Source organism: Lysobacter zhanggongensis (assembly GCF_046638635.1).
Taxonomy (GTDB): Bacteria; Pseudomonadota; Gammaproteobacteria; order Xanthomonadales; family Xanthomonadaceae; genus Novilysobacter; species Novilysobacter luteus.
The window spans coordinates 19,866-40,481 of the sequence record NZ_JBJXHK010000022.1 but is presented as its reverse complement, the minus strand read 5'-3'; the positions used below and the strand labels follow the sequence as shown (position 1 = coordinate 40,481).

At 69.1% G+C, this 20,616-nt stretch carries 17 protein-coding genes; 8 read left to right on the top strand and 9 right to left on the bottom strand.

Going from position 1 to position 20,616, the window contains the following annotated elements:
- From ACKVMH_RS05940 to ACKVMH_RS05925, 4 genes are all read right to left on the bottom strand, one after another.
- The coding region (locus ACKVMH_RS05940; protein WP_412699611.1) for a Tex family protein at nt 1-2,270 on the bottom strand (2,270 nt) is incomplete at its 3' end.
- 199 nt (nt 2,271-2,469) lie between these two features.
- Nucleotides 2,470-3,279, bottom strand: a complete 810-nt coding sequence (locus ACKVMH_RS05935; RefSeq protein ID WP_412699610.1) for a ferredoxin--NADP reductase — start codon at nt 3,277-3,279, stop codon at nt 2,470-2,472.
- Between the two features lie 44 nt (nt 3,280-3,323).
- Nucleotides 3,324-4,526, bottom strand: a complete 1,203-nt coding sequence (locus ACKVMH_RS05930) for an App1 family protein (RefSeq protein ID WP_412699609.1) — start codon at nt 4,524-4,526, stop codon at nt 3,324-3,326.
- A gap of 69 nt (nt 4,527-4,595) precedes the next feature.
- Entirely contained in the window at nt 4,596-6,431 is a 1,836-nt protein-coding gene (locus ACKVMH_RS05925; RefSeq protein WP_412699608.1) for an ABC1 kinase family protein, read from the bottom strand.
- A gap of 97 nt (nt 6,432-6,528) precedes the next feature.
- On the opposite strand from ACKVMH_RS05925, the gene ACKVMH_RS05920 reads away from it, so the two are divergent.
- The 3 genes from ACKVMH_RS05920 (at nt 6,529) to ACKVMH_RS05910 (ending at nt 9,820) form a co-directional block, all read left to right on the top strand.
- Entirely contained in the window at nt 6,529-7,140 is a 612-nt protein-coding gene (locus ACKVMH_RS05920; RefSeq protein ID WP_412699607.1) for a DUF488 domain-containing protein, read from the top strand.
- A gap of 285 nt (nt 7,141-7,425) precedes the next feature.
- Nucleotides 7,426-8,919, top strand: a complete 1,494-nt coding sequence (locus ACKVMH_RS05915) for a SulP family inorganic anion transporter (RefSeq protein WP_459167101.1) — start codon at nt 7,426-7,428, stop codon at nt 8,917-8,919.
- A gap of 10 nt (nt 8,920-8,929) precedes the next feature.
- Nucleotides 8,930-9,820 carry a universal stress protein gene (locus ACKVMH_RS05910; RefSeq protein WP_412699606.1) on the top strand — a complete coding sequence of 297 codons (891 nt, stop codon included), beginning with the start codon at nt 8,930-8,932 and terminating at the stop codon, nt 9,818-9,820.
- 9 nt (nt 9,821-9,829) lie between these two features.
- Here the strand turns inward: ACKVMH_RS05910 and ACKVMH_RS05905 are convergent, their stop codons facing one another.
- Both ACKVMH_RS05905 and ACKVMH_RS05900 read right to left on the bottom strand, forming a co-directional pair.
- Complete coding sequence (locus ACKVMH_RS05905; protein ID WP_412699605.1) at nt 9,830-10,564, bottom strand: BON domain-containing protein; 735 nt, start codon at nt 10,562-10,564, stop codon at nt 9,830-9,832.
- Nucleotides 10,565-10,661: 97 nt separating this feature from the next.
- Nucleotides 10,662-12,542: an ABC transporter ATP-binding protein gene (locus tag ACKVMH_RS05900; protein ID WP_215220166.1), complete on the bottom strand. Its 1,881-nt coding sequence runs from the start codon at nt 12,540-12,542 to the stop codon at nt 10,662-10,664.
- 151 nt (nt 12,543-12,693) lie between these two features.
- Between ACKVMH_RS05900 and ACKVMH_RS05895 the strand changes: the two genes are divergently transcribed.
- The 5 genes from ACKVMH_RS05895 to ACKVMH_RS05875 all read left to right on the top strand — a co-directional run bounded on the left by ACKVMH_RS05895 (nt 12,694) and on the right by ACKVMH_RS05875 (nt 16,938).
- Nucleotides 12,694-12,903: a hypothetical protein gene (locus tag ACKVMH_RS05895; RefSeq protein ID WP_412699604.1), complete on the top strand. Its 210-nt coding sequence runs from the start codon at nt 12,694-12,696 to the stop codon at nt 12,901-12,903.
- A gap of 69 nt (nt 12,904-12,972) precedes the next feature.
- A complete protein-coding gene (locus ACKVMH_RS05890; protein WP_412699603.1) occupies nt 12,973-14,082 on the top strand; it encodes a DUF3182 family protein in 1,110 nt (369 codons plus the stop codon).
- Entirely contained in the window at nt 14,079-14,885 is an 807-nt protein-coding gene (locus ACKVMH_RS05885; protein WP_412699602.1) for an alpha/beta hydrolase family protein, read from the top strand. Before ACKVMH_RS05890 ends, ACKVMH_RS05885 begins: the two co-directional genes overlap by 4 nt.
- 62 nt (nt 14,886-14,947) lie before the next feature.
- Nucleotides 14,948-15,307 (top strand): four-helix bundle copper-binding protein, encoded by a 360-nt coding sequence (locus ACKVMH_RS05880; protein ID WP_412699601.1) that lies wholly within the window; start codon nt 14,948-14,950, stop codon nt 15,305-15,307.
- A 68-nt stretch (nt 15,308-15,375) separates the two neighbouring features.
- Nucleotides 15,376-16,938: a fumarate hydratase gene (locus tag ACKVMH_RS05875; RefSeq protein ID WP_215220170.1), complete on the top strand. Its 1,563-nt coding sequence runs from the start codon at nt 15,376-15,378 to the stop codon at nt 16,936-16,938.
- Nucleotides 16,939-17,035: 97 nt separating this feature from the next.
- Here the strand turns inward: ACKVMH_RS05875 and ACKVMH_RS05870 are convergent, their stop codons facing one another.
- The 3 genes from ACKVMH_RS05870 to ACKVMH_RS05860 form a co-directional block, all read right to left on the bottom strand.
- On the bottom strand, nt 17,036-17,992 hold the full coding sequence (locus ACKVMH_RS05870) for a patatin-like phospholipase family protein (RefSeq protein WP_412699600.1): 957 nt from the start codon (nt 17,990-17,992) through the stop codon (nt 17,036-17,038).
- 74 nt (nt 17,993-18,066) lie between these two features.
- A complete protein-coding gene (locus tag ACKVMH_RS05865; protein WP_412699599.1) occupies nt 18,067-19,281 on the bottom strand; it encodes a phospholipase A in 1,215 nt (404 codons plus the stop codon).
- Between the two features lie 22 nt (nt 19,282-19,303).
- Nucleotides 19,304-20,611, bottom strand: a complete 1,308-nt coding sequence (locus tag ACKVMH_RS05860) for a mechanosensitive ion channel domain-containing protein (RefSeq protein WP_412699598.1) — start codon at nt 20,609-20,611, stop codon at nt 19,304-19,306.
- Nucleotides 20,612-20,616: the final 5 nt, after the last annotated feature.

Below are 20,616 nucleotides of genomic sequence, written 5' to 3'. Positions count from 1 at the left end.
GAGCCGCGTGGCGGCGGGGCTCCGCGGTCCGCCCGGTCGCCGCGCGGCGCGGGTGCGCTGTCGTCCAGCCGGCAGGTCAGGGCGATCCGCTTGCGCGGGATGTCCACCTCGAGCACTTTCACCTTGACCACGTCACCGGCCTTGACCACATCGCGCGGGTCCTTGACGTAGCGGTCGGCCAGCGCCGAGATGTGGACCAGGCCGTCCTGGTGCACGCCGATGTCGATGAACGCCCCGAACGCGGCGACGTTGCTGACCACGCCTTCCAGGATCATCCCGACCTGGAGGTCCTTGATCTCCTCGACACCGTCGGCGAAGCGCGCGGCCTTGAACTCCGGACGCGGGTCGCGGCCGGGCTTCTCAAGCTCCTTCAGGATGTCGCGGATGGTCGGCACGCCAAAGCGCTCGTCGGTGTACTGCTCGGGCCGGATGCCGCGCAGGAAGCCGGCATCGCCGATCAGCTGCTTCACCTCGCGGCCGCAGTCGCGCACGATGCGCTCGACCACCGGGTAGGCCTCCGGATGCACCGACGAGGCGTCCAGCGGCTGGTCGCCGTCGGCGATGCGCAAGAAGCCGGCGCACTGCTCGAACGTCTTGTCGCCCAGGCGCGGCACCTTCAGCAGCTCCTTGCGGCTCTTGAATGCACCGTTGGCGTCGCGGTAGACCACGATGTTTTCGGCCACCGTCGCCGAGAGCCCCGACACCCGCGAGAGCAGGGCGGCCGACGCCGTGTTGACGTGCACGCCGACCGCGTTGACGCAGTCCTCCACCCGCGCGTCGAGCGCGCGCGCAAGCCGGTAGCCGTCGACGTCGTGCTGGTACTGGCCGACGCCGATCGCCTTGGGCTCGATCTTGACCAGTTCGGCCAGCGGGTCCTGCAGGCGACGGGCGATCGACACCGCGCCGCGCAGCGACACGTCCAGGCCCGGGAACTCCTTGGCCGCGAACTCGGACGCCGAATAGACCGATGCACCGGCCTCACTCACGACGATCTTCTGCAGTTTCAGCGCCGGCGCGAGCTTGATCAGGTCGCCGGCGAGCTTGTCGGTCTCGCGGCTGGCGGTGCCGTTGCCGATGGCGATCAGCTCGACCTCGTGCTTCCGGCACAGCGCGTGCAGCGTCTGCAGCGAGGCATCCCACTGGTTGCGCGGCTGGTGCGGGTAGATGGTATCGGTCGCGACCAGCTTGCCGGTGCGGTCCACCACGGCGACCTTGACGCCGGTGCGCAGGCCCGGGTCCAGCCCGAGTACCGCACGCGGACCGGCCGGTGCGGCCAGTAGCAGGTCCTTGAGGTTGTCGCCGAACACCGCGATCGCCTCGGCCTCGGCCTTTTCCCGGGCCTGTCCGAACAGGTCGAGCATCAGGTGCAGGTGCAGCTTGGCTTTCCACGCCAGCCGGCAGGCGTCCATCAGCCATTTGTCGGCCGGCCGGCCCGCATCGCGGATCCCCGCATGGTGGGCGACGCGGCCGGTCGCCTGCAGGTGGCCAGCCTCGGCGTCGGCACCGGGCTCCAGGTCGAGGAACAGGATCTCCTCGCGGCGGGCGCGGAACAGGGCGAGCAGGCGATGCGACGGGATCTTCGCCAGCGGCTCGGCATGGTCGAAGTAATCGCGGTACTTGGCGCCTTCGTTCTCCTTGCCTTCGGCGACCCGCGCGCGGATCCGGCCGACCTCGTGCAACCACTCGCGCAGCCCGCCCACCAGCGCGGCGTCCTCGCCCCAACGCTCCATGAGGATCGCGCGGGCGCCGTCGAGTGCGGCCTTGGCGTCTGCAAACCCCTTGTCGGCGTCGACGAAGCCGGCAGCGAACGACTCGGGGGCCAGCGTCGGGTCGGCCAGCAGGCCGTCGGCGAGTGGCTCCAGCCCCGCCTCGCGCGCGATCTGCGCCTTGGTGCGGCGCTTGGTCTTGTAGGGCAGGTAGAGATCCTCGAGCCGCGATTTGGTGTCGGCCGCCTCGACGTCCGCGCGCAGGGCGTCGGTCAGCTTGCCCTGTTCCTCGATGCTGGCCAGCACCGCGGCGCGGCGGTCTTCCAGCTCGCGCAGGTAGGTCAGGCGGGACTCCAGGTCGCGCAACTGGGTGTCGTCGAGGCCGCCGGTGACTTCCTTGCGGTAGCGGGCGATGAACGGCACCGTCGCGCCCTCGTCCAGCAGCGCGATGGCCGAGCGGGCCTGTTCAGGCCTGGCGCCGATCTCGTCGGCGATGGTGCGGGCGATCTGGTTCGCCAACGTGGCGGCGGCCGTCCGGGGCTGTGACGGGGAGGATTCATTCATTTCGGGAGTGCCTGTCGACGCGGCCGCGGGGGCCGTCGGGAAAGAGGCGATTGTGGCGTCGCCGACCGGGAGGGGGAACCCGTTGACAGCGCCACTTTCGAGGCTCCGGTACCCGGACCGGGCCATGCGTCCCTGTCCGTCGGGTGACGCCTGGACATCGCGGCCGCCGGGGCCGTCCGCCCGCGGGCGCCTGGGCGGTTTACTTCTCGACGAACGCGCGCTCGAACACGTACTGCCCGGGCACGCCGATCCGCGGGGCGGCGACAAAACCGCGCCCATCGAGCAGCGCGCGGAAGTCGGCCAGCATCTGCGGGCTGCCGCAGACCATCGCGCGGTCGTGCTCCGGGTCCAGCGGCTCGATGCCGAGGTGCTTCGTCATCGCGCCGGTCGCCATCATGTCGGTCATGCGCCCGCGCTGGTCGTGCCCGCGGTACTCGAACGGCTCGCGCGTCACCGCCGGGAAGTACAGCAGCTGGCGCGACACCATCTCGCCGAGGAACTCGTGCCGCGGCAGCTCGTTCTCGATGTAGTCGCGATAGGCCAGGTCCTGCGCGTGGCGCACGCCGTGGCACAGGATGACCCGCTCGAAGCGCTCGTAGGTTTCCGGGTCCTTGATGACCGACAGCCACGGCGCGAAGCCGGTGCCCGTGCCCAGCAGGTACAGATTGCGGCCCGGGTGGAGGTCGTGGATCAGCAGGGTGCCGGTGGGCTTGCGGCCGACCAGTACCGGGTCGCCCGGCTTGATGTGCTGCAGGCGGGAGGTGAGCGGGCCATCGGGCACCTTGATGCTGAAGAACTCCAGCTGCTCCTCCCAGTTGGCGCTGGCGATGGAGTACGCGCGCAAGAGCGGGCGCGTGCTTCCATCGGCCTGCTCCACCGGCAGCCCGATCATGACGAACTGGCCGTTGTCGAACCGGAAGCCGTCGTCGCGGGTGGTGGTGAAGCTGAAGTAGTCGTCCGTCCAGTGACGGACGTCGAGCACGGTTTCGGTGCCGAAGGCAGAGGACATTCTGGGAGGGGCAAGGCGTGGGAGCCCGCCATTTTAGCCGAGCGTCACCCGCCGGGCTTGCCGGCACCCGTCGCTGCGTCGACCGAGGCTTCCACCTGCTCCTTGACCTGCGTCGCCGCCTCGTCCGTCGCCGCCTCGCCCGGGGTCGGTCGGGCGCGGTCACGCTGCACCTCGGCGGTGATCGCGGGGATGCGCGCGCGGTCGATCAGGCCGAGCCCGGCTGCATGGTCGGCAATGGCCAGGCTGTCGCGACTGCGCAGCATCGGTACGGAAGTACCGGCGACCTTCTCGATGAAGCTGTCCACCTTTAGGTCGAGCGGGGACTCGGCGCCCGGGTCGACATCGCGGATGTAGATGGCCGCGATGCGGTCGCCGAACTCGCGCGCGGCTTCTGCGTACAGCTCGGCGTCGGCCTGGCCGGAGTCGCCCAGTAGCACCCAGCGCAGGGTCGGGAAGCGCTGGATCAGGGTGCGGGCGCGCTCGAGCTTGTGGCCGTGGCCTTCGGTCTTGATGAACTTGCCGGTGTCGGTGCCCAGGTCACGCAGGAAGATCGGCCCGCACGGGATCGCGTTGAGGTCCATGAAGTCCTCGAGCAGGTCGTACAGGTTCCACGGCGAGGACGACACGTAGAACACCGGGTGCCGGCCGCTGCGGTCGGCGCCTTCCTGCAGGGCCTGGTACAGCTGCGCTACGCCTTCCAGCGGTTTGCGGGTGCGGGCGTTGTGCAGGAACGTCAGTTGCGCCGCGGTCTTCCAGTCGGTGATGGAGCTCTGCAGCACGGTGTCGTCGATGTCGGAGATGATCCCGAAGCCGGCGTCGGCACGGACCTGCATTACCGGCTGTGCGGTGGCCAGGGTGCCGTCGGCGAGGGTTATCGTCGCGTTCTCCCAAAGCGCGTCGGTGGCGGGGGCCGCGCCGGAGGAGGGCTCGAGTGGGAGCGCCGCGGTGTAGTAGCCCTCGTGGTCGCTGACCGCATCCACCGATGCGCCGCGGAAGTGCGCCCGCAGGCCCACACCCGGGACCTCGTCGCTCTCGAAACGGCGGTAGGTGTTGAGCAGGTTGTCCCACCAGGTGTCGTCGTCCTCCGGTCCGCCCAGCGGCTTCTCGGCGAGTACGCGGCCGAACAGCTCGGCGCCGCGTTCGTCGGCGTAGCCGCGGTAGGCGGCGAGGTGGCGGGGTTGGCCGCGTCCCAGCCGGGCATCGAGCCGGCGCCACGCGACGTCCAGGTGGTCATCGGCGTCGATCACCCAGTGTTCCAGCTGATTGCGGATGGCAGCGGGCCAGCGGCGGGAGGTCGGGGTCCGATGCATGGTCGGTCAGCGCGGCGCGCGCTCCTCGTGGGGTTTCGCGCGCCGGTCGCTGAAAAGCGCGCTGAACACGATCGTGATGCCCAGTGCGGCGCCGATCAGGAACAGCACGAGCGCGATCGCCGGATAGCCGAACAGCTGTGGCCCGGCGTCAACCTTCATCATCAACGCCGAGGCAAGGATGAGCGCTGCAGTCACGACGCCGGCCGCGACCCGGTTGGCGATCTTCTGCAACGCCTCCAGGATCTGCGAGTCCTCGAATCCGCTGATGCGCACCTGCATGCGGTTGTCGGCGAGCAGGGAGAGCACGTCGGACAACTTTCGCGGCGCGTCGCGCAGCAGTCCGTGCAGTTCGATCATCTCCCCGGCGAGGTTGGCCGGCGAAAGCGACTTGCGCAGCCGCTCGCGCATGACATGGTCCAGGTGGTCCTCGACGATGCGCTTGACGTCCATCTCGGGGTCCAGCGCGTGGCAGACCGACTCAAGGCTCAGCAGCGTCTTGCCCAGCAGGCTGAGTTCGGGCGGCGTGCGCAGGCCGCAGGCGGTGGCGATGCGGGTGAGGTCCAGCACCAGCCGCCCCTCCGACAGCGTATGCATCTGCGCCGCGCCGCCGCCGGACTGGTGCGCGGCGTAACGCGAGACCAGCTGGCCGATCTCGCGCATGTAGCGCTCTTCGTCGAAGTCCTCCAGCCGGGTGCCCATCGAGATGGCCTCGCCGGCGACCTCCTCACCGCGCCCGTCGACCGCGGCGAACAGCAGCTTGAGCAGGTGGTCGCGCTGGCGCGGCGGCACGTGCGCCACCATCCCCAGGTCGAAGATCGCCAAGCGGCCGTCGGGCGTGACCAGGAGGTTGCCCGGATGCGGGTCGGCGTGGATCTCGCCGTACACGAACGTCTGGTCCAGGTAGCCGCGCATCAGTGCCTCGGCCAGGTTCTCCAGCGGTTCCTCGGCGCGGCGCATGCCACTGATGTCGGTGACCTTGGTGCCGGTGACCAGGTCCATGGTCAGCAAGCGGGTCCGGGTCAGGTCCCACACCGGCGCCGGGACCGTCAGCTCGGGGTAGGGTTCGAAATGGCGGGCGAAGCGGTCCAGGTTTTCCGCCTCGGTGCGGTAATCGAGTTCGGCCAGCAGGGTCTTGCGGAACTCGTGGACCCAGTCGCCGAAGCGCATGCGGCGGCCGAGGCGGGTGGAGTGGTCGACCCGGTCGGCGATCGACGCCAGCGCGTCGAGGTCGGCGCGGATCTGTTCGACCGCATGCGGCCGTTGCACCTTCACCGCGACCTCGCGGCCGTCCCGCAGGGTCGCCCGATGCACCTGTGCCAGCGAGGCGCAGCCCAACGGGGTCTCGTCGAAGGTTGCGTAGGCCTTGTTCAGTCGCACACCGAGTGCGTCCTCGACCGCCTGGCGGATGACCGGGAACTCCACGGGCGCGACGTCGTCCTGCATCCGCTCGAGGGCTGCCAGGTACTCGGGCGGCACCATGTCGGGCCGCGTCGACAACGCTTGGCCGATCTTGACGAACGTGGGGCCAAGCGCCTCCAGGTCGCTGACAAACTGCTCGGGGCGCCCTTCCGTCTGGGGCGGGATGCCGTGCTCGGCCGTGGCCGCGTCGAGGTCCAGCCCGCTGAAAACGCCCGCGTTCCGGTACTTGAGCAGGAACCGCAGGATCTTGGCCGTCCGCGCGAGCCCGCCCTCCGGCACGTACTCGCCCGCTTCCCGGGCCTGCGGTCCGTCCTGCAATCCCTGCGTGTCGCGGGCATCGTCCGCACCGGTGCCGGCGGCGGTCCCGGGGGCGGGCCCGGGGGCGGCGTGGCGGGCGTTTCCATCGTTGACGGGTCGGCTCATTTCAGTCTCCACGGGGGCCCACGGAGCCTAGCCCGCCGCGCGTCAACGCCACTTCACCGCAGTGCTTCGGCGTGCACTTCACGTCTGCAGCGGCACGATGCCGCCCATGGACGATGTCGCCGCCGGCACTGGCACGCTGTGGACGATCGGCCACTCCACCCGGGAGTGGACGGTGTTCACGGCGATGCTGTCCGACGCGGGCATCCAGGTGCTGGTCGACGTGCGCCGTTTCGCCGGTTCCCGCCGCAACCCGCAGTTCTCCGGCGAGACGATGGCGCGGACACTGCCGGAAGCCGGTTTCCGCTACCTGCCAATGCCCGACCTGGGCGGGCGGCGCAAGGCCGACCCCGACACCCGCAATACCGCATGGCGCAACGCGAGTTTCCGCGGCTATGCCGACTACATGGAAACCCCGCCGTGGCAGGCCGCCTGCGGCCGACTGGCGGAACTGGTCGCACGCGAGCGGGTGGCGATCATGTGCGCCGAAGCCTTGTGGTGGCAGTGCCACCGCGGGTTGATCGCCGACCGGTTCAAGGCCGACGGCTGGCAGGTGATGCACCTCACCGCACCCGGCCGGAGCGAGCCGCACCCGTACACCTCGGCCGCTCGCATCGTTGATGGCGAACTNCGACGGCTGGCAGGTGATGCACCTCACCGCACCCGGCCGGAGCGAGCCGCACCCGTACACCTCGGCCGCTCGCATCGTTGATGGCGAACTGGATTACTCGGCGCCGGAGCCCCCGCAGGCGTCGTTGTTCTGAGCGGCGTTGCGCCTCCCCCTGTAGGAGCGGCGTGAGCCGCGATCGGCTGTAGCGCGGGCGGGTCGATTTCAGATCGCGGCTCACGCCGCTCCTACAAGGGCTTGGCACGCGCGTCCGGTAGCCGAACCCGGCGAGCAGACGCGGCCCGCGCACGTGCGACGCTTCAATTGCGCCCCCCGCGCCGCCGTCGCGCCCGCCCTATGCCGTCCACCGTCCGGACGCAGGAGTGCTCTTTGATCGATCTTCCCCAGCTGCGCCAGGACTGGCTCGGCAACGTACGCGGCGACGTGCTGTCAGGCCTGGTGGTGGCCCTGGCGCTGATACCGGAGGCCATCGCGTTCTCCATCATTGCCGGGGTGGACCCGAAGGTCGGCCTGTACGCCTCGTTCTGCATCGCGGTCGTCATCGCCTTCACCGGCGGCCGGCCGGCGATGATTTCCGCGGCGACGGGGGCGATGGCGCTGGTCATGGTCGACCTGGTCGCCGACTACGGCCTGCAGTACCTGCTGGTGGCCACACTTTTCACCGGAGTGCTGCAGATCATTGCGGGCCTGCTGAAGCTTCCGGCACTGATGCGGTTCGTATCGCGCTCGGTGATCACCGGCTTCGTCAACGCGCTGGCGATCCTGATCTTCATGGCGCAGCTTCCGCAGCTGATCGGCGTGCCGTGGATGGTGTACCCCATGGTGGCCGGCGGGCTGGCGATCATCTACCTGTTCCCGCGCATCACCCGCGCGGTGCCGTCGCCGCTGGTCGCGATCGTGGTGCTGACCGTGCTGGCGCTCACCGCCGGCATCCGCGTGCCGACGGTTGGCGACATGGGCGAGCTGCCCGACGCGCTGCCGATGTTCCTGCTGCCCCAGGTGCCGCTAACGCTGGAAACCCTGCTGATCGTGCTGCCGGTATCCGGCACGCTGGCGGTGGTGGGCTTGCTGGAGTCGATGCTGACCGCGCAGATCGTCGACGACCTGACCGACACCCCCAGCGACAAGAACCGCGAAGCGCGGGGGCAGGGCATTGCCAACATCGCGTCGGGGCTGCTGGGTGGCATGGCCGGCTGCGCGATGATCGGCCAGTCGGTGATCAACGTGAAGTCCGGCGGGCGCGGCCGGCTCTCGACGCTGGTGGCCGGCGTGTTCCTGCTGGTGCTGGTGGTGTTTGCCGGGCCGTGGGTGGCGCGCATCCCGATGGCGGCGCTGGTGGCGGTGATGATCATGGTCTCGATCGGCACCTTCAGCTGGTCGTCCATCCGCGACCTGCGCAAGCACCCGCCCACGTCCAGCATCGTGATGATTGGCACCGTCGTGGTGACGGTACTGACGCATGACCTCGCCAAGGGCGTGCTGACCGGGGTGCTGCTGTCGGCGCTGTTTTTCGCGCGCAAGGTGGGGCAGGTGCTGCATGTCGCTTCGGTGTCGGCCGACGCGGGACGGGCACGCCACTACACCGTGACGGGGCAGGTGTTCTTCGCCTCCGGCCAGGATTTCATCAACCGCTTCGACTTCAGGGAAGCCGTCGATCGTGTTTTGATCGACGTCAGCGGCGCGCACTTCTGGGATTTGACTGCGGTAGGTGCGCTCGACAAGGTGGTCATGAAGTTCCGCCGCGAAGGCGCGCAGGTGGAGATCGTTGGTCTCAACGAGGCCAGCGCGACGCTGGTCAGCCGACTGGGCGTGCACGACAAGCCCGGTGCCGAACGCCTCATGGGCGATGCCGGCAACCACTGAGGAGTCCGTGATGAGCGCAGTTCCCGGCAGTTCCCCGCACATCCACGCCGGCGGCCGCGTTCTGGCGGCGATCGACGCTTCCGCCTACACCGAGAGCATTTGTCGACACGCTGCCTGGGCCGCGACGCGGCTGGGCGCGCCGCTTGAGATTGTCCACGTCATCGACCCGACGGAGCAGACCGCACCCGTCGATCTCAGCGGCAACCTGGCGCTGGGCGAGCAGGAGACCCTGTTGTTGCAGCTCAGCGCGCTCGACGAGGAGCGTTCGAAGTTGTCACGGGAGCGTGGCCGCCTGCTGTTGCAGCAGGCCCAGCAGTTCGCCGCCAGCGCCGGCGCCGATGCCGTGGTCCGGATGCGACACGGCGGGGTGTCCGACACCCTGCTGGAGTTGGAAAACGACGTGCGCCTGTTCGTGGTCGGAAAGCGCGGCGAGCATGCCGACTTTGCCCGTGGCCACCTGGGCAGCGAGGTGGAGCGCATCGTTCGCTCGGTGCACCGGCCGCTGCTGGTCGCTTCGCGCGAGTTCCGGCCGATCAAGCGCGCGCTGATCGCCTTCGACGGCAGCGCCACCACGCGCAAGGCCGTTGAGATGGTGACTGCCAGCCCGCTGTTTCGTGGACTGCAGGTCCATGTGGTGACGGTGGGGAAGGGCGACCCCGGCGCCAGCGCGGCCGGGCTGGACTGGGCCCGCGGGACATTGGCCGATGCCGGTTTCGACGTGACCGCCCGCGCGATCGCGGGCGAACCCGAGGACGCCATCGCCGCCTACGTGCGCGACGAGGCCGTGGACCTGCTGGTGATGGGGGCCTACGGCCACTCGCGCATCCGGCGCCTGATCGTCGGCAGCACCACCACCGAGATGTTGCGCAACTGCCAGATCCCGGTGCTGTTGCTGCGCTGAGGGCAGGACCTACTTCTTCCGCGCCTTGTCACCCGCCTGCGTGTTGGCGACGTGTCGTTCGGGCGCTTCCGATTCGGTGCCCGCGCGCCCAACCCGAACCGCATCGTCCGACAACGGATCACTGATCCGGCCGGAACTCGAAAACGCGCTGCCGACCTGGTTCTGGCCGCTGCGCACGCCTTCTCCGGGCGGCCCGAACGACGACGAACCGTTGTCGACCCGGATGCGGTTCTCGATCTCGCGCACACCGCGCACCTCGTCGGCGATGTCCTCGGCCAGGTGCTTCATGCGGCGCTCCGGCACCTCGCCGGTCAGTGTCACCACGCCATCCTCCACGATCAGCAGGATCTCGGTCGCATCCAGGGCCTCATGCTCCGTCATGCGGTCGATCAGCTCGTCGACGATGCTCGCGTCGGGGCGGGTGTAGTTGCGCGGGCCTCGCCCGCTGTGGCTCACGCCACGCGAATGCCGGCTGGTGTTGGCATACTCCGACCCGCCGCGTCCGTGCCCGCTCTGCGCGTGCCGGCCCTGGTCCTCGCCGTAGCCGCCCTGGTTGAAGTCGGCGTTGGGGAACTGGTGGGTGAAGTCGCCCCAACCGCCCTGGCCTTCGTAACCGAACGAGTCGTTCTGGCCCGACGGCGCACCCCAGCGGCGGTTGGTCGCCGATGGCATGTCGCGGTATTGCCGCTGGCGCGGGTCGAAATCCTGGTCGCGGCGCGGGCCGCTCGGGTTGCCTCGGTTCATCGGGGGGAACTCCGCTGACGGGGAGTTCCAACGCTAGACCCGGCATCGTTAGCGCGGCGGCAATGATGCGTTTGCCGGCCGCACCACGGCCGCAGGCTCAGCGGTACCCGGCCGCCTGCAGCTCGAACAACTCGGCATAGCGCCCGCCGGCGGCCATCAGCTCGGCGTGGGTGCCGCTGGCCTCCAGGCGGCCGTCCGCCAGCACCAGGATTCGGTCGGCCATCCGTACGCTGCTGAACCGGTGGCTGATGAGCACCGCGGTGCGCTGGTCGGAGAGCTCCTTGAAGCGCTGGAACACCTCGAACTCGCTGCGCGCATCCAGGGCCGCGGTCGGCTCATCAAGGATCATCACCTGGGCGTCGCGCATGTACGCGCGGGCGATCGCGATCTTCTGCCACTGGCCGCCCGACAGGTCCACGCCGGTCTTGAAGCGGCGGCCGATCAGCTGGTCATAACCCATCGGCAGGCTTTCGATCACGCCGTCCGCCATGGCCCGGCGTGCGGCCTCGCGGATGCGCACCTCGTTGTCCATGGCATCGATCTGGCCGACGCCGATGTTCTCGCCGGCGGTCAGGTGGTAGCGCACGAAGTCCTGGAAAATCACGCCGATGTTGGCGCGCAGGTCGTCGAGGTCGTAGTCGCGCAGGTCCCGGCCATCCAGCAGGATGCGGCCCTCGTCAGGGTCGTAGAGGCGGGCCAGCAGCTTGACCAGCGTGGTCTTGCCGGCGCCGTTCTCGCCCACGAGCGCCAGCACCTCGCCCGCGCGCAGCTCGAAGTCGAGTCCGCGCAATGCCCACTTCTCGGCGTCGGGATAGCGGAAGCCGACGTTCTCGAACACGAAGCCCTGGCGGATCGGCTTTGGTACGGGCAGCGCGTCCGCGGGGGAGACGATCTCCGGTTCGATCTCGAAGAACGAGAACAGGTCCTCCAGGTAGAGCGCCTGCCCGGCGACCTGCGAGAACCCGACCAGCAGTCCTTCCAGTAACTGGCGCAGGCGCCGGAAGCTCGACGCCAGGAAGGTCAGGTCACCGATCGTGAAGTCGCCGCTGACCGTGCGCCAGGCGATGTACGCGTACGCGATGTAGTAGCCCAGCGTGCCGAGCGCCGCCAGCAGCGTGCCCCAGAACGCGCGTCGCCGCGCCAGCGCACGGTTGGCGCGGAAGAACCCGTCGGCCAGTACCCGGTAGCGTTCGATCAGGTACTTGTGGAGGTTGAAGATCTTCACCTCCTTGGCCGTCTCGACGCTGGCGCCCATCTGCCGCACGTACTCCAGCTGGCGCCGTTCGGGTGTCCAGGCGAAGTTGAGCGAATATCCCAGCGCGTTGAAGTGCGACTCGCCGACAAAGGCCGGGATCAGCGCGATCGCCAACAGCAGGATCAGCCAGGGCGCGTAGACCAGCAGGCCGATCGCGAAGCTGACCACCGTGATCGCATCCTGCACCTGGCCGAACAGCTGGCTCATCAGGTTCATCCGGCCCATCGTCTGCCGGCGAGCGCGGTCCAGCTTGTCCTGCAGGTCGGGGTCCTCGAAGTCCTCAAGGTCGAGCGTCGCCGCATGCTGCATCAGCCGGATGCTGGTCGCGTTGGTGAACAGCTCCGACAGCAGCGAGTCGCCGTAGCTCACCAGCCGGCCCAGCAGGTCCGACACGATCGCCAGGGCGAACTCCAGCGCCAGCAGCCACAGCAAGGTGTCGAGCACGCCCGCGCGCCATGCCGCCTCCAGCGTGTCGAAATCGACCCCGACGCCGACCAGCCGCACCGCCTCGTCGATGATCAGCTTGCCGATGTAGAGCGTGGCGATCGGCAGGAACGCGCGCACCACCCGCAGCCCGAGCGTGGCGATGGTGAGGGCAGGGCTGGTGGCCCAGATCTGGCGCAGGAACGGCGGCAGGTTGCGCAGCGCGTTGAAGCGGTCGCGCAGGCTCGGCTTTGCCTGCGGTCCGGTGGGGGAATGCGTGGAAGCGGGTGAAGACGGCATGGATCGATTCTGCCCAGTCAACTTGATGAACGCATGAACGCCAATGATTTCCTGTCGTGTAGCTCACCAGTGCGTAACCGCACCGATGCTTATCTGGCCCTGCAACCCCGCCGGCGTGCCGGCAACTCCCTCCCCCCAAAGGAGATACACCGTGAAAGACCGTCAGAACCAGGACAACCAGAGCCAGAACCAGAATCGCACCCAGGGCCAGAACCAGGGCCAGCAGGCGCAGGGCCAGCAGGCGCAGGGCCAGAACCAGGGCCAGCGCACCACCAACCAGGCCCAGGGTGGCAACCAGCAGGGTCAGCAGGGCCAGCAGCAGGGCAAGCAGAGCCCGGGCCAGGACCGCAACCAGCAGTAACCCGATGTTCTTCTCCCAGGAGCAATACGCCCCGGCTGGTTGCCGGGGCGTTTCCTTATGAGCTCGGTGATGAGCGCAAAGACCGCGGTCTACCTGTTGCCCGCGGCGGGTCGCGCCGGCGCGCGCGACCACACGGCATCGACCCGGCATGATCTTGCCCAACGGCTGGCCGCACTGCTGGGCCACGAGTTTCGTGGCGAGTACGGCCCGACCGCTCCGTTGCCCGGGGGACCTTGCTATTTCATTCCGGCCGACACCCTGTGCGCTGCCGAGGCCGAAGCGCTGGGTATCCACGGCGAGCACGACCTGTTCGGTGGCGTCGTGCCGCACCCGTTTCTTACGACCAAGACGATCAGCCATCCCGCCATCGGCCCTGACGCACGCGTGCCGGAGGGCTGGTCGCACGCCCTGTGGCAACACATGGGTGATGCGGTGTTGCCTGGCTTCTCTGCATTCACGCCGGCCGACGTGCGCGAGGCCGGCCGGCGGCTACTGGGCCGCGGCCCGGTGCGGTTGAAGCTGGCAAACGGGATTGGTGGTAGCGGGCAGAGCACCGCGGCTGACACTGCGGAGTTGGACGCCGCGATCGCCGCCCTGGACCCGGGAGATGTGCACCGCCATGGCGTCGTGGTTGAGTTGAACCTCGACGCGCCAGTGACCTACAGCATCGGCTGCGTCACCGTCGGCGATTGGCAGATCGCCTACCACGGCACCCAGCAGACCACGGTCGACCACCGTGGCAACGAGGTGTACGGCGGTTCCGACCTGGACGTGGTACGGGGTGGCTTCGATGCACTGCTCCGGCTCGACCTGACAGCCGCCCAGCGGCTCGCGGTCGAGTACGCGATGCGCTACGACGCCGCCGTGAGCCGCGCCTATCCGGGCTTCTTCGCCTCGCGGCGGAACTACGACGTCGCCTCCGGCACTGACCGCACTGGTGGGGACCAGTGCGGGGTGCTCGAGCAGTCGTGGCGCATTGGCGGCGCCAGTCCGGCCGAGATCGCCGCGTTGGATGCATTCAACCGTGATCCGGCGTTGCACCGGGTGCGCGTCCACTGCTGCGAGCGTTACGGCGACCAGCCGCCGCCGACGGGTGCCACCGTGCATTACCGCGGTGATGACGGGCAGGCCGACATGCTCTGCAAGTACAGCCTGGTCACGGAGCGCCGCGCCGCATGAGCATCCGCCTGGACACCGTCGATATTCCGGTCGCGCGCCAAAAGCTGGAGGGCACCGTGCTGTCGCCCACCACGCAGTTCCCGGGCGTGCTGTTCGTTCACGGCTGGGGTGGCAAGCAGGAGCACGACCTCAGCCGTGCGCGCGAGGTTGCCGGCCTTGGTGCGGTGTGCCTCACCTTCGACCTGCGTGGCCACGAGCGCAATGCAGGCCAATGGGAGACGGTCAACCGCGAAGAGAACCTGGCCGACCTGTGCGCGGCCTACGACTGGCTGGCGGCCGAACCCAACGTGGACCCGGGCGCGATCGCGGTGGTCGGCATCAGCTACGGCGGTTACCTCGCGTCGATCCTGACGACCCACCGCGACGTGCGCTGGCTGGCGCTGCGGTCCCCGGCGTTGTACCCCGATGAGGGCTGGGAGCTGCCCAAGCGCAAATTGCACGAGCAGAACGACCTGGACGCCTACCGTCGCAGCCGCATCCACTGGCGCGACAACCGGGCGCTGGCGGCTGCGGCCGGGTTCCGCGGCGACGTGCTGGTGGTGGAGGCCGGCAACGACGAGGTCATCCCGCACCAGGTCATCGAGAATTTCGTCGCGGCCTTCCAGCAACCCCGTTCGCTGACCGCACGCAGGCTGACCGGCGCCGACCACGCGCTGACCGAGAAAAGTTTCCAGAGCGACTACAACGCCGTGCTCGTGAAGTGGCTGACCGAAATGATCGTCGGTGCCCGCGCGGGCGACGCGGCGTCGGAGGTCGAGCGCCACAAGCAGGCGACCTCCGGACACGAAAGCGCGCGGCATTGACCGCGCCCGGCGTTGCAGGCGCGCCGCTGCCCGCCTGCCACACATTGCAGGAGAACCGAGCCATGACCCACCACACGGCAGAACACCACGACCCGGCGATGAACGAGTGCATCGACAACTGCACCCGCTGCCATGCGATCTGCCTGGAAACCATCAACTACTGCCTTGGCAAGGGCGGTCGCCATGCGGAGCCACAACACATCGGCCTGATGGGCGTGTGCGCCGACATCTGTGCCACCAGCGCCGATGCGATGCTGCGCGGGGTATCCGCCCACACCGCTACCTGCGGCGCCTGCGCCGAGATCTGCCGCCAGTGCGCCGAATCCTGCGCGGCGATGGGCGACGACCCGGAGATGCAGCGCTGCGCAGACATGTGCCGCCGCTGCGCGGGCAGCTGCCAGCGGATGGCCTCCGGCGCCTGACGGCTTCCAATGCCCGGACCGGGGGGCGCCGGTAGAATGGGCGGGTTTTCCGCCATCCAGTGCCCGCCGTGAACCTTTCCGCCCGTCCCGCCGCGTTCCCGTCCACCCGCCAGCCGGTCTCGATCCGCCAGGCCGACCTGATCCAGTCGGTGGCCGATGCGTTGCAGTACATCAGCTACTACCACCCGGTGGACTACATCAAGAGCCTTGCCGCCGCTTACGAGCGCGAGGAGTCGCCGGCGGCGAAGGACGCGATCGCGCAGATCCTGATCAACTCCAGGATGTGCGCCGAAGGGCACCGGCCGATCTGCCAGGACACCGGTATCGTCACCGTGTTCCTCGAGATCGGCATGGACGTGCGCTGGGACGACGCGACCATGAGCGTTGAGGACATGGTCCACGAGGGTGTGCGCCGCGCCTACGCGCATCCCGACAACAAGCTGCGCGCGTCGGTCCTGGCCGACCCGGCCGGCAAGCGCGTCAACACGAAGGACAACACGCCGGGCGTGGTCAACGTCAAGGTGGTGCCGGGCAACACGGTTGACGTGATCGTGGCGGCCAAGGGCGGCGGCTCGGAGGCCAAGTCGAAGTTCGCGATGCTCAACCCGTCCGACTCGATCGTCGACTGGGTGCTCAAGACCGTGCCGACCATGGGCGCCGGCTGGTGCCCGCCGGGCATGCTCGGCATCGGCATCGGCGGCACCGCCGAGAAGGCGATGCTGCTGGCGAAGGAATCGCTGATGGAGCCGATCGACATCACCGAGCTGCAGGCGCGGGGGCCGTCCAACCGCGCCGAGGAGCTGCGGCTGGAGCTGTACGACAAGGTCAATGCGCTCGGCATCGGTGCGCAGGGCCTGGGCGGCCTGACCACGGTGCTCGACATCAAGGTCAAGGACTACCCGACCCACGCGGCCAACCTGCCGGTGGCACTCATCCCCAACTGCGCGGCGACGCGCCATGCGCACTTCACCCTCGACGGCAGTGGCCCGGTGATGCTGGATCCGCCCTCGCTGGCGGACTGGCCCGAGCTGACCTACAGCCCGCAGAACGCGCGCCGGGTGGACCTGGACGCGGTGACCCGCGAGGACGTTGCCAGCTGGAAGCCGGGCGAGGTACTGCTGCTCAACGGCAAGCTGCTGACCGGTCGCGACGCCGCGCACAAGCGCATCGTCGGGATGCTGGACGCGGGGGAGCCACTGCCGGTCGACCTGCGCGGGCGCTTCATCTATTACGTTGGCCCGGTCGACCCGGTCCGTGACGAGGTCGTCGGCCCGGCCGGCCCGACCACGGCGACGCGCATGGACAAGTTCACCGGCCAGGTGCTGGCGCAGACTGGCCTGCTGGGCATGGTCGGCAAGGCCGAGCGCGGCCCGGTCGCGCGCGAGGCGATCCGCGAGCACCAGTCGGCCTACCTGATGGCGGTCGGCGGCGCGGCGTACCTGGTGTCGAAGGCGATCAAGGCCGCGCGCGTGGTGGCGTTCGAGGACCTCGGCATGGAGGCGATCTACGAGTTCACCGTGCAGGACATGCCGGTGACGGTCGCGGTCGACAGCACCGGTGCATCGGTGCATGAAAGCGGCCCGCGCGAGTGGCAGGCCCGGATCGGAAAGATCCCGGTGGTCGTGGCCTGAGGAGCAACCCCGTCACTCCGCGGTAGGAGCGATGTAAGTCGCGATCTGTACATCGCCCCGGAGTTTGGCGGGTCGCGCGTCGCTCCTGCGAGAGTTCCTACAGCCGCGCCACCAGCGCATTGAGCTTCCCGCGCGTGGCCTCCTGCTCCAGGTAGCCGGTTGCCAGCGTCTCCAGGGCGGCGATGTTGGTGGCGCTGGTGTCGTCGAGGTCGTCCAGGCCGACCAGCAGCTCGGCCTGCATCCGGCAGTAGGCGTCTCCCACGAGTTGCCGGGCGATGTAATCAACCGAGTCGGCGTTGCCGTCGAACAGCACGTCAATGATCGGCACCGCCCACTCCAGCGCGCCCCATTCGCGCGCGGACTGCAGCGGGATCGGGCGGTTGCGCTCGCCGGTACCGATCGACAGCACCACGAGGTTGCCGCAGTGGCTGATCTGGCGGTCGTGCCGCAGCGCCTCGGCGATCGCGCAGGCGGTCGGGTTGTTGGCGACGATGCCGCCGTCGATCAGTGACGACGCGCGGCCCCCGATGGTCATGCCGTGCGCCGGGAAGTAGGTCGGCGCCGCGGTTGAGGCGCGGCAGATCTCCCACACGGGCAGGTCACGGTGCTCGGGATGGAAGCTCTTGAAAACCACCGGCTTGCGCGCCAGCGTGTCGTAGGCGGTGATGACGGTGGGCACCGGCAGCTGGCCGAAGGTGGTGTTGCCGAAGACCTCGCGCAGCACCTTTTCCAGGCCCTTGCCGTCGTACCGGGGTGCCGACGGGCCGGCGGTAAACAGCCGGGTCGCGCGCGACCAGAGCCGGCCGGTCATGCCGGGGAAGATTTCGTGGCGGCGCGCCTTGTAGAGCTCGCCCATGGCGTCGGGCGAAAGGCCCACGCCGAGCCCGCAGGCGATGATCGCGCCGGTCGAGCTGCCGGAGACGAGGTCGAAGTTCTTCAGCAGCCCGGGCTTGCCGGCCTGGGCCAGCACGTCCTCGACCCCGCCCAGCCAGATGCAGCTGACCAGCCCGCGGATGCCGCCGCCGTCGAGCGATAGGATGCGTCGTGCCTGCATGGCGTGGTTCCTCCTTCGGGTAGACGGCTGCAGCCTAGCGCAGCGACGTCACACCTATTGAGACGCCTGCCGCGTCAGAACCACTCCAGCAGCGACACGCCCAGCCCGATGTGCGTGGCACGGTGGTCGTAGTCGATCAGGCTCTCTCCGTAGCCGTCGAACACCTGCACGTGGCCGCGTAGGGTGCGTGTCAGCGGGAAGCCCCAGTCGAACTGCACCGCGCCGCGCGAGTCGTCCCCGCCGCGCAACGAGTGGCGTGCGGTCAGTGCGAACTCGTGGCCGTTACGCACGTGGACGAGGGTGGCGTCGCCGCGGCCGATGTAGTTCTCGATGCCCGGGTTCTCGTCCTCGTCACTGTCCGACAAACGCCACCACGGGCGCAGCGTCAGCGCCCAGTCGTCGCGGTCCAGCCCGATGTTGACCATCACCCGGTTCCAGCTGCGCGACAGCGGGTCGGCCCGGCCGTTGGACTGGTGGTTGATGCCGATCGCGGCCATCCGCCCGCGCCAGCCGGCGATGCTGTAGCCGGTGCGGAACACCAGCAGCACCTCGGGCTCGTAGTTGGACTCGCGGAAGGGCCGCGACGCGTCGCCGCCGTTGTAGACCTGCCACCGCGAACTCTGGGTGTAGCCCATCCAGATGTCGCCGTTGTCGCCGAACAGGTTCTCTACCGCCTTGGTCTTGAAGCTCAGCTGGAACTTCGCCTCGGTGTCCTTGAGCGACTGGGAGACCGGCGGTGCGTCCGGGGTCGAACTGGTGGGCAGTTCGTTCGGGTTGTCCGTCCACACCGCCGGAAGCAGGTACACCGGCTTGTAGGCGCGGAAGTTGAAGATGCCCAGCTTGGAGTCGTGCGCCAGTTCCCAGCGGCTGTCCAGCAGGCTGCCCTTGCCGGCGTTGGCGATGCGCGCCTCGAGCGAAGCGAGCACCGGCTCGGCGCTGTAGAGGTCGCTTGGGACGCGCCGCTCGTCGTCGGGCTCGGGGAAGGCGTCCGATTCCAGGCGCTCGTACTTGGCGATCGTCGCCTTGGTCTCCTTGGCGCGGATCGCCGCCGCATCGGCGGTCGCCGGGCTGTCGCTGGCCCGCCGGTGGACGGCGTCGTAGCAGGCCAGACGTTCGACATCGATCTCCATCCGGCTGCAGGCTTCGGCCGTGGGCAACGCGGTGGTGCCGTCCTGCGCGGCGGCCAGCGGTACGGCGAGCGCCAATGCGGCTGCAAGGATCGCCACCGCTGGACGGCGGCTGCAGGGCAAAGGCGCGCGGGGGATGCGGCGGTCGGTCGCAGGGCTCATTCCAGGGTTCCGCGGAGGGGTTTCAGATGAGGTTATCGCCGGACAGCGCCCGCTGCTCGGCGGCAAGCTGGGCGTCGATGTCCCGGTTGACCGAAGTGTCGCAGTCGGCCGGGTCGTTCTCGACGGAGGAGGGCACGCGCGGTGCGGTGCCGGTGTCCGGCAACTGGTGGACGAACTGGACCGAGCGCGGCCCTTCGATGCCCGCTTCGGCCAGTGCCGACTTGACCTGGCGAATCGCCTCGCTGCGCGCGCGGCCCAGGTCGGTGCTGCGCTGGTCGACCCAGCCGAAGAACTGAAGGTCGATGCCGACACCCTCGTATCCGCGGACCTGCCACGAAGGCCCGGGGTCCGCCAGCACGCCCGGAACGGCGGCGACGCGCGCCAGCCCGAGCTCGCCCGCGTCGCCAACCGACTCGCCGGTGTCGATCGGGATCACGAAATCGAAGCGGCGGTTCGGGTTGCGGGTGAAGTTGAGCACCACCGACTTGAACACCAGCGCATTGGGCAGGCTGAGGTGGTTGCCCTCCATGGTGACCATGATGGTCGCGCGCGAGGTCAGCGCCGCCACCTTGCCCTCGAAGCCTTCGATCCGCAGGTGCTCGCCCGGCGCGAACGGCCGGCGCAGGCTCAGCAGCACGCCGGCGACGTAGTTCTCGGCGATGTCCTTGAACGCGAAGCCCAGCACCAGCCCGAGTACGCCGGCCGAGCCCAGCACGGCACCGACCAGTGCGGTCGCGCCCAGCAGGTCGAGCGCGATCAGTACGCCGATGAGCAGCACGATCCACTGCACCAGCCGTCGCACCAGTCCGTCCAGGTAGGGGTTGTCCTCGCCGAGCCGGTTCACCCGTGCACGCCGACCGAGCCAGCGGCCCACCCACCAGGCCAGGCCGACGATGGCCAGGGCGACCGCCAGCAGTGGCGTTGCCGCGAGCAGGCGCACCAGCTTGCCCGTCACCTGGCGCACCGCGGCATCGAAGCGGTCCGAAAGCCGTGTACTCAGTTCGACCTGGTTCTCGACGGCCTCGACACCGGGCTGCTGGCTGGCGATCTGTGCGGCCAGCACGCGGTCCTCGACGTCGATGACCTGGCCCTCGAGCCGGGCCACGCCGTCGCGGACGGTGACGGTCACGCCTTCCAGTCCATCGATGCGCTGCAGGCGCCGTGCCAGCGACTGGCTGGCAGCGAGTTCGGTGGATGTCTCGACCGTGGACACCACGTCGTCGACCGTGCCCGGGGTGGCCGGCGCAGGCGGTGCGGCGGCCGCGGCGAACGGCGGCGCGGCCATCACCAGGGAGAGCGCCAGCGCCGCTACGATCTTCAACGGTTCCATCAGGT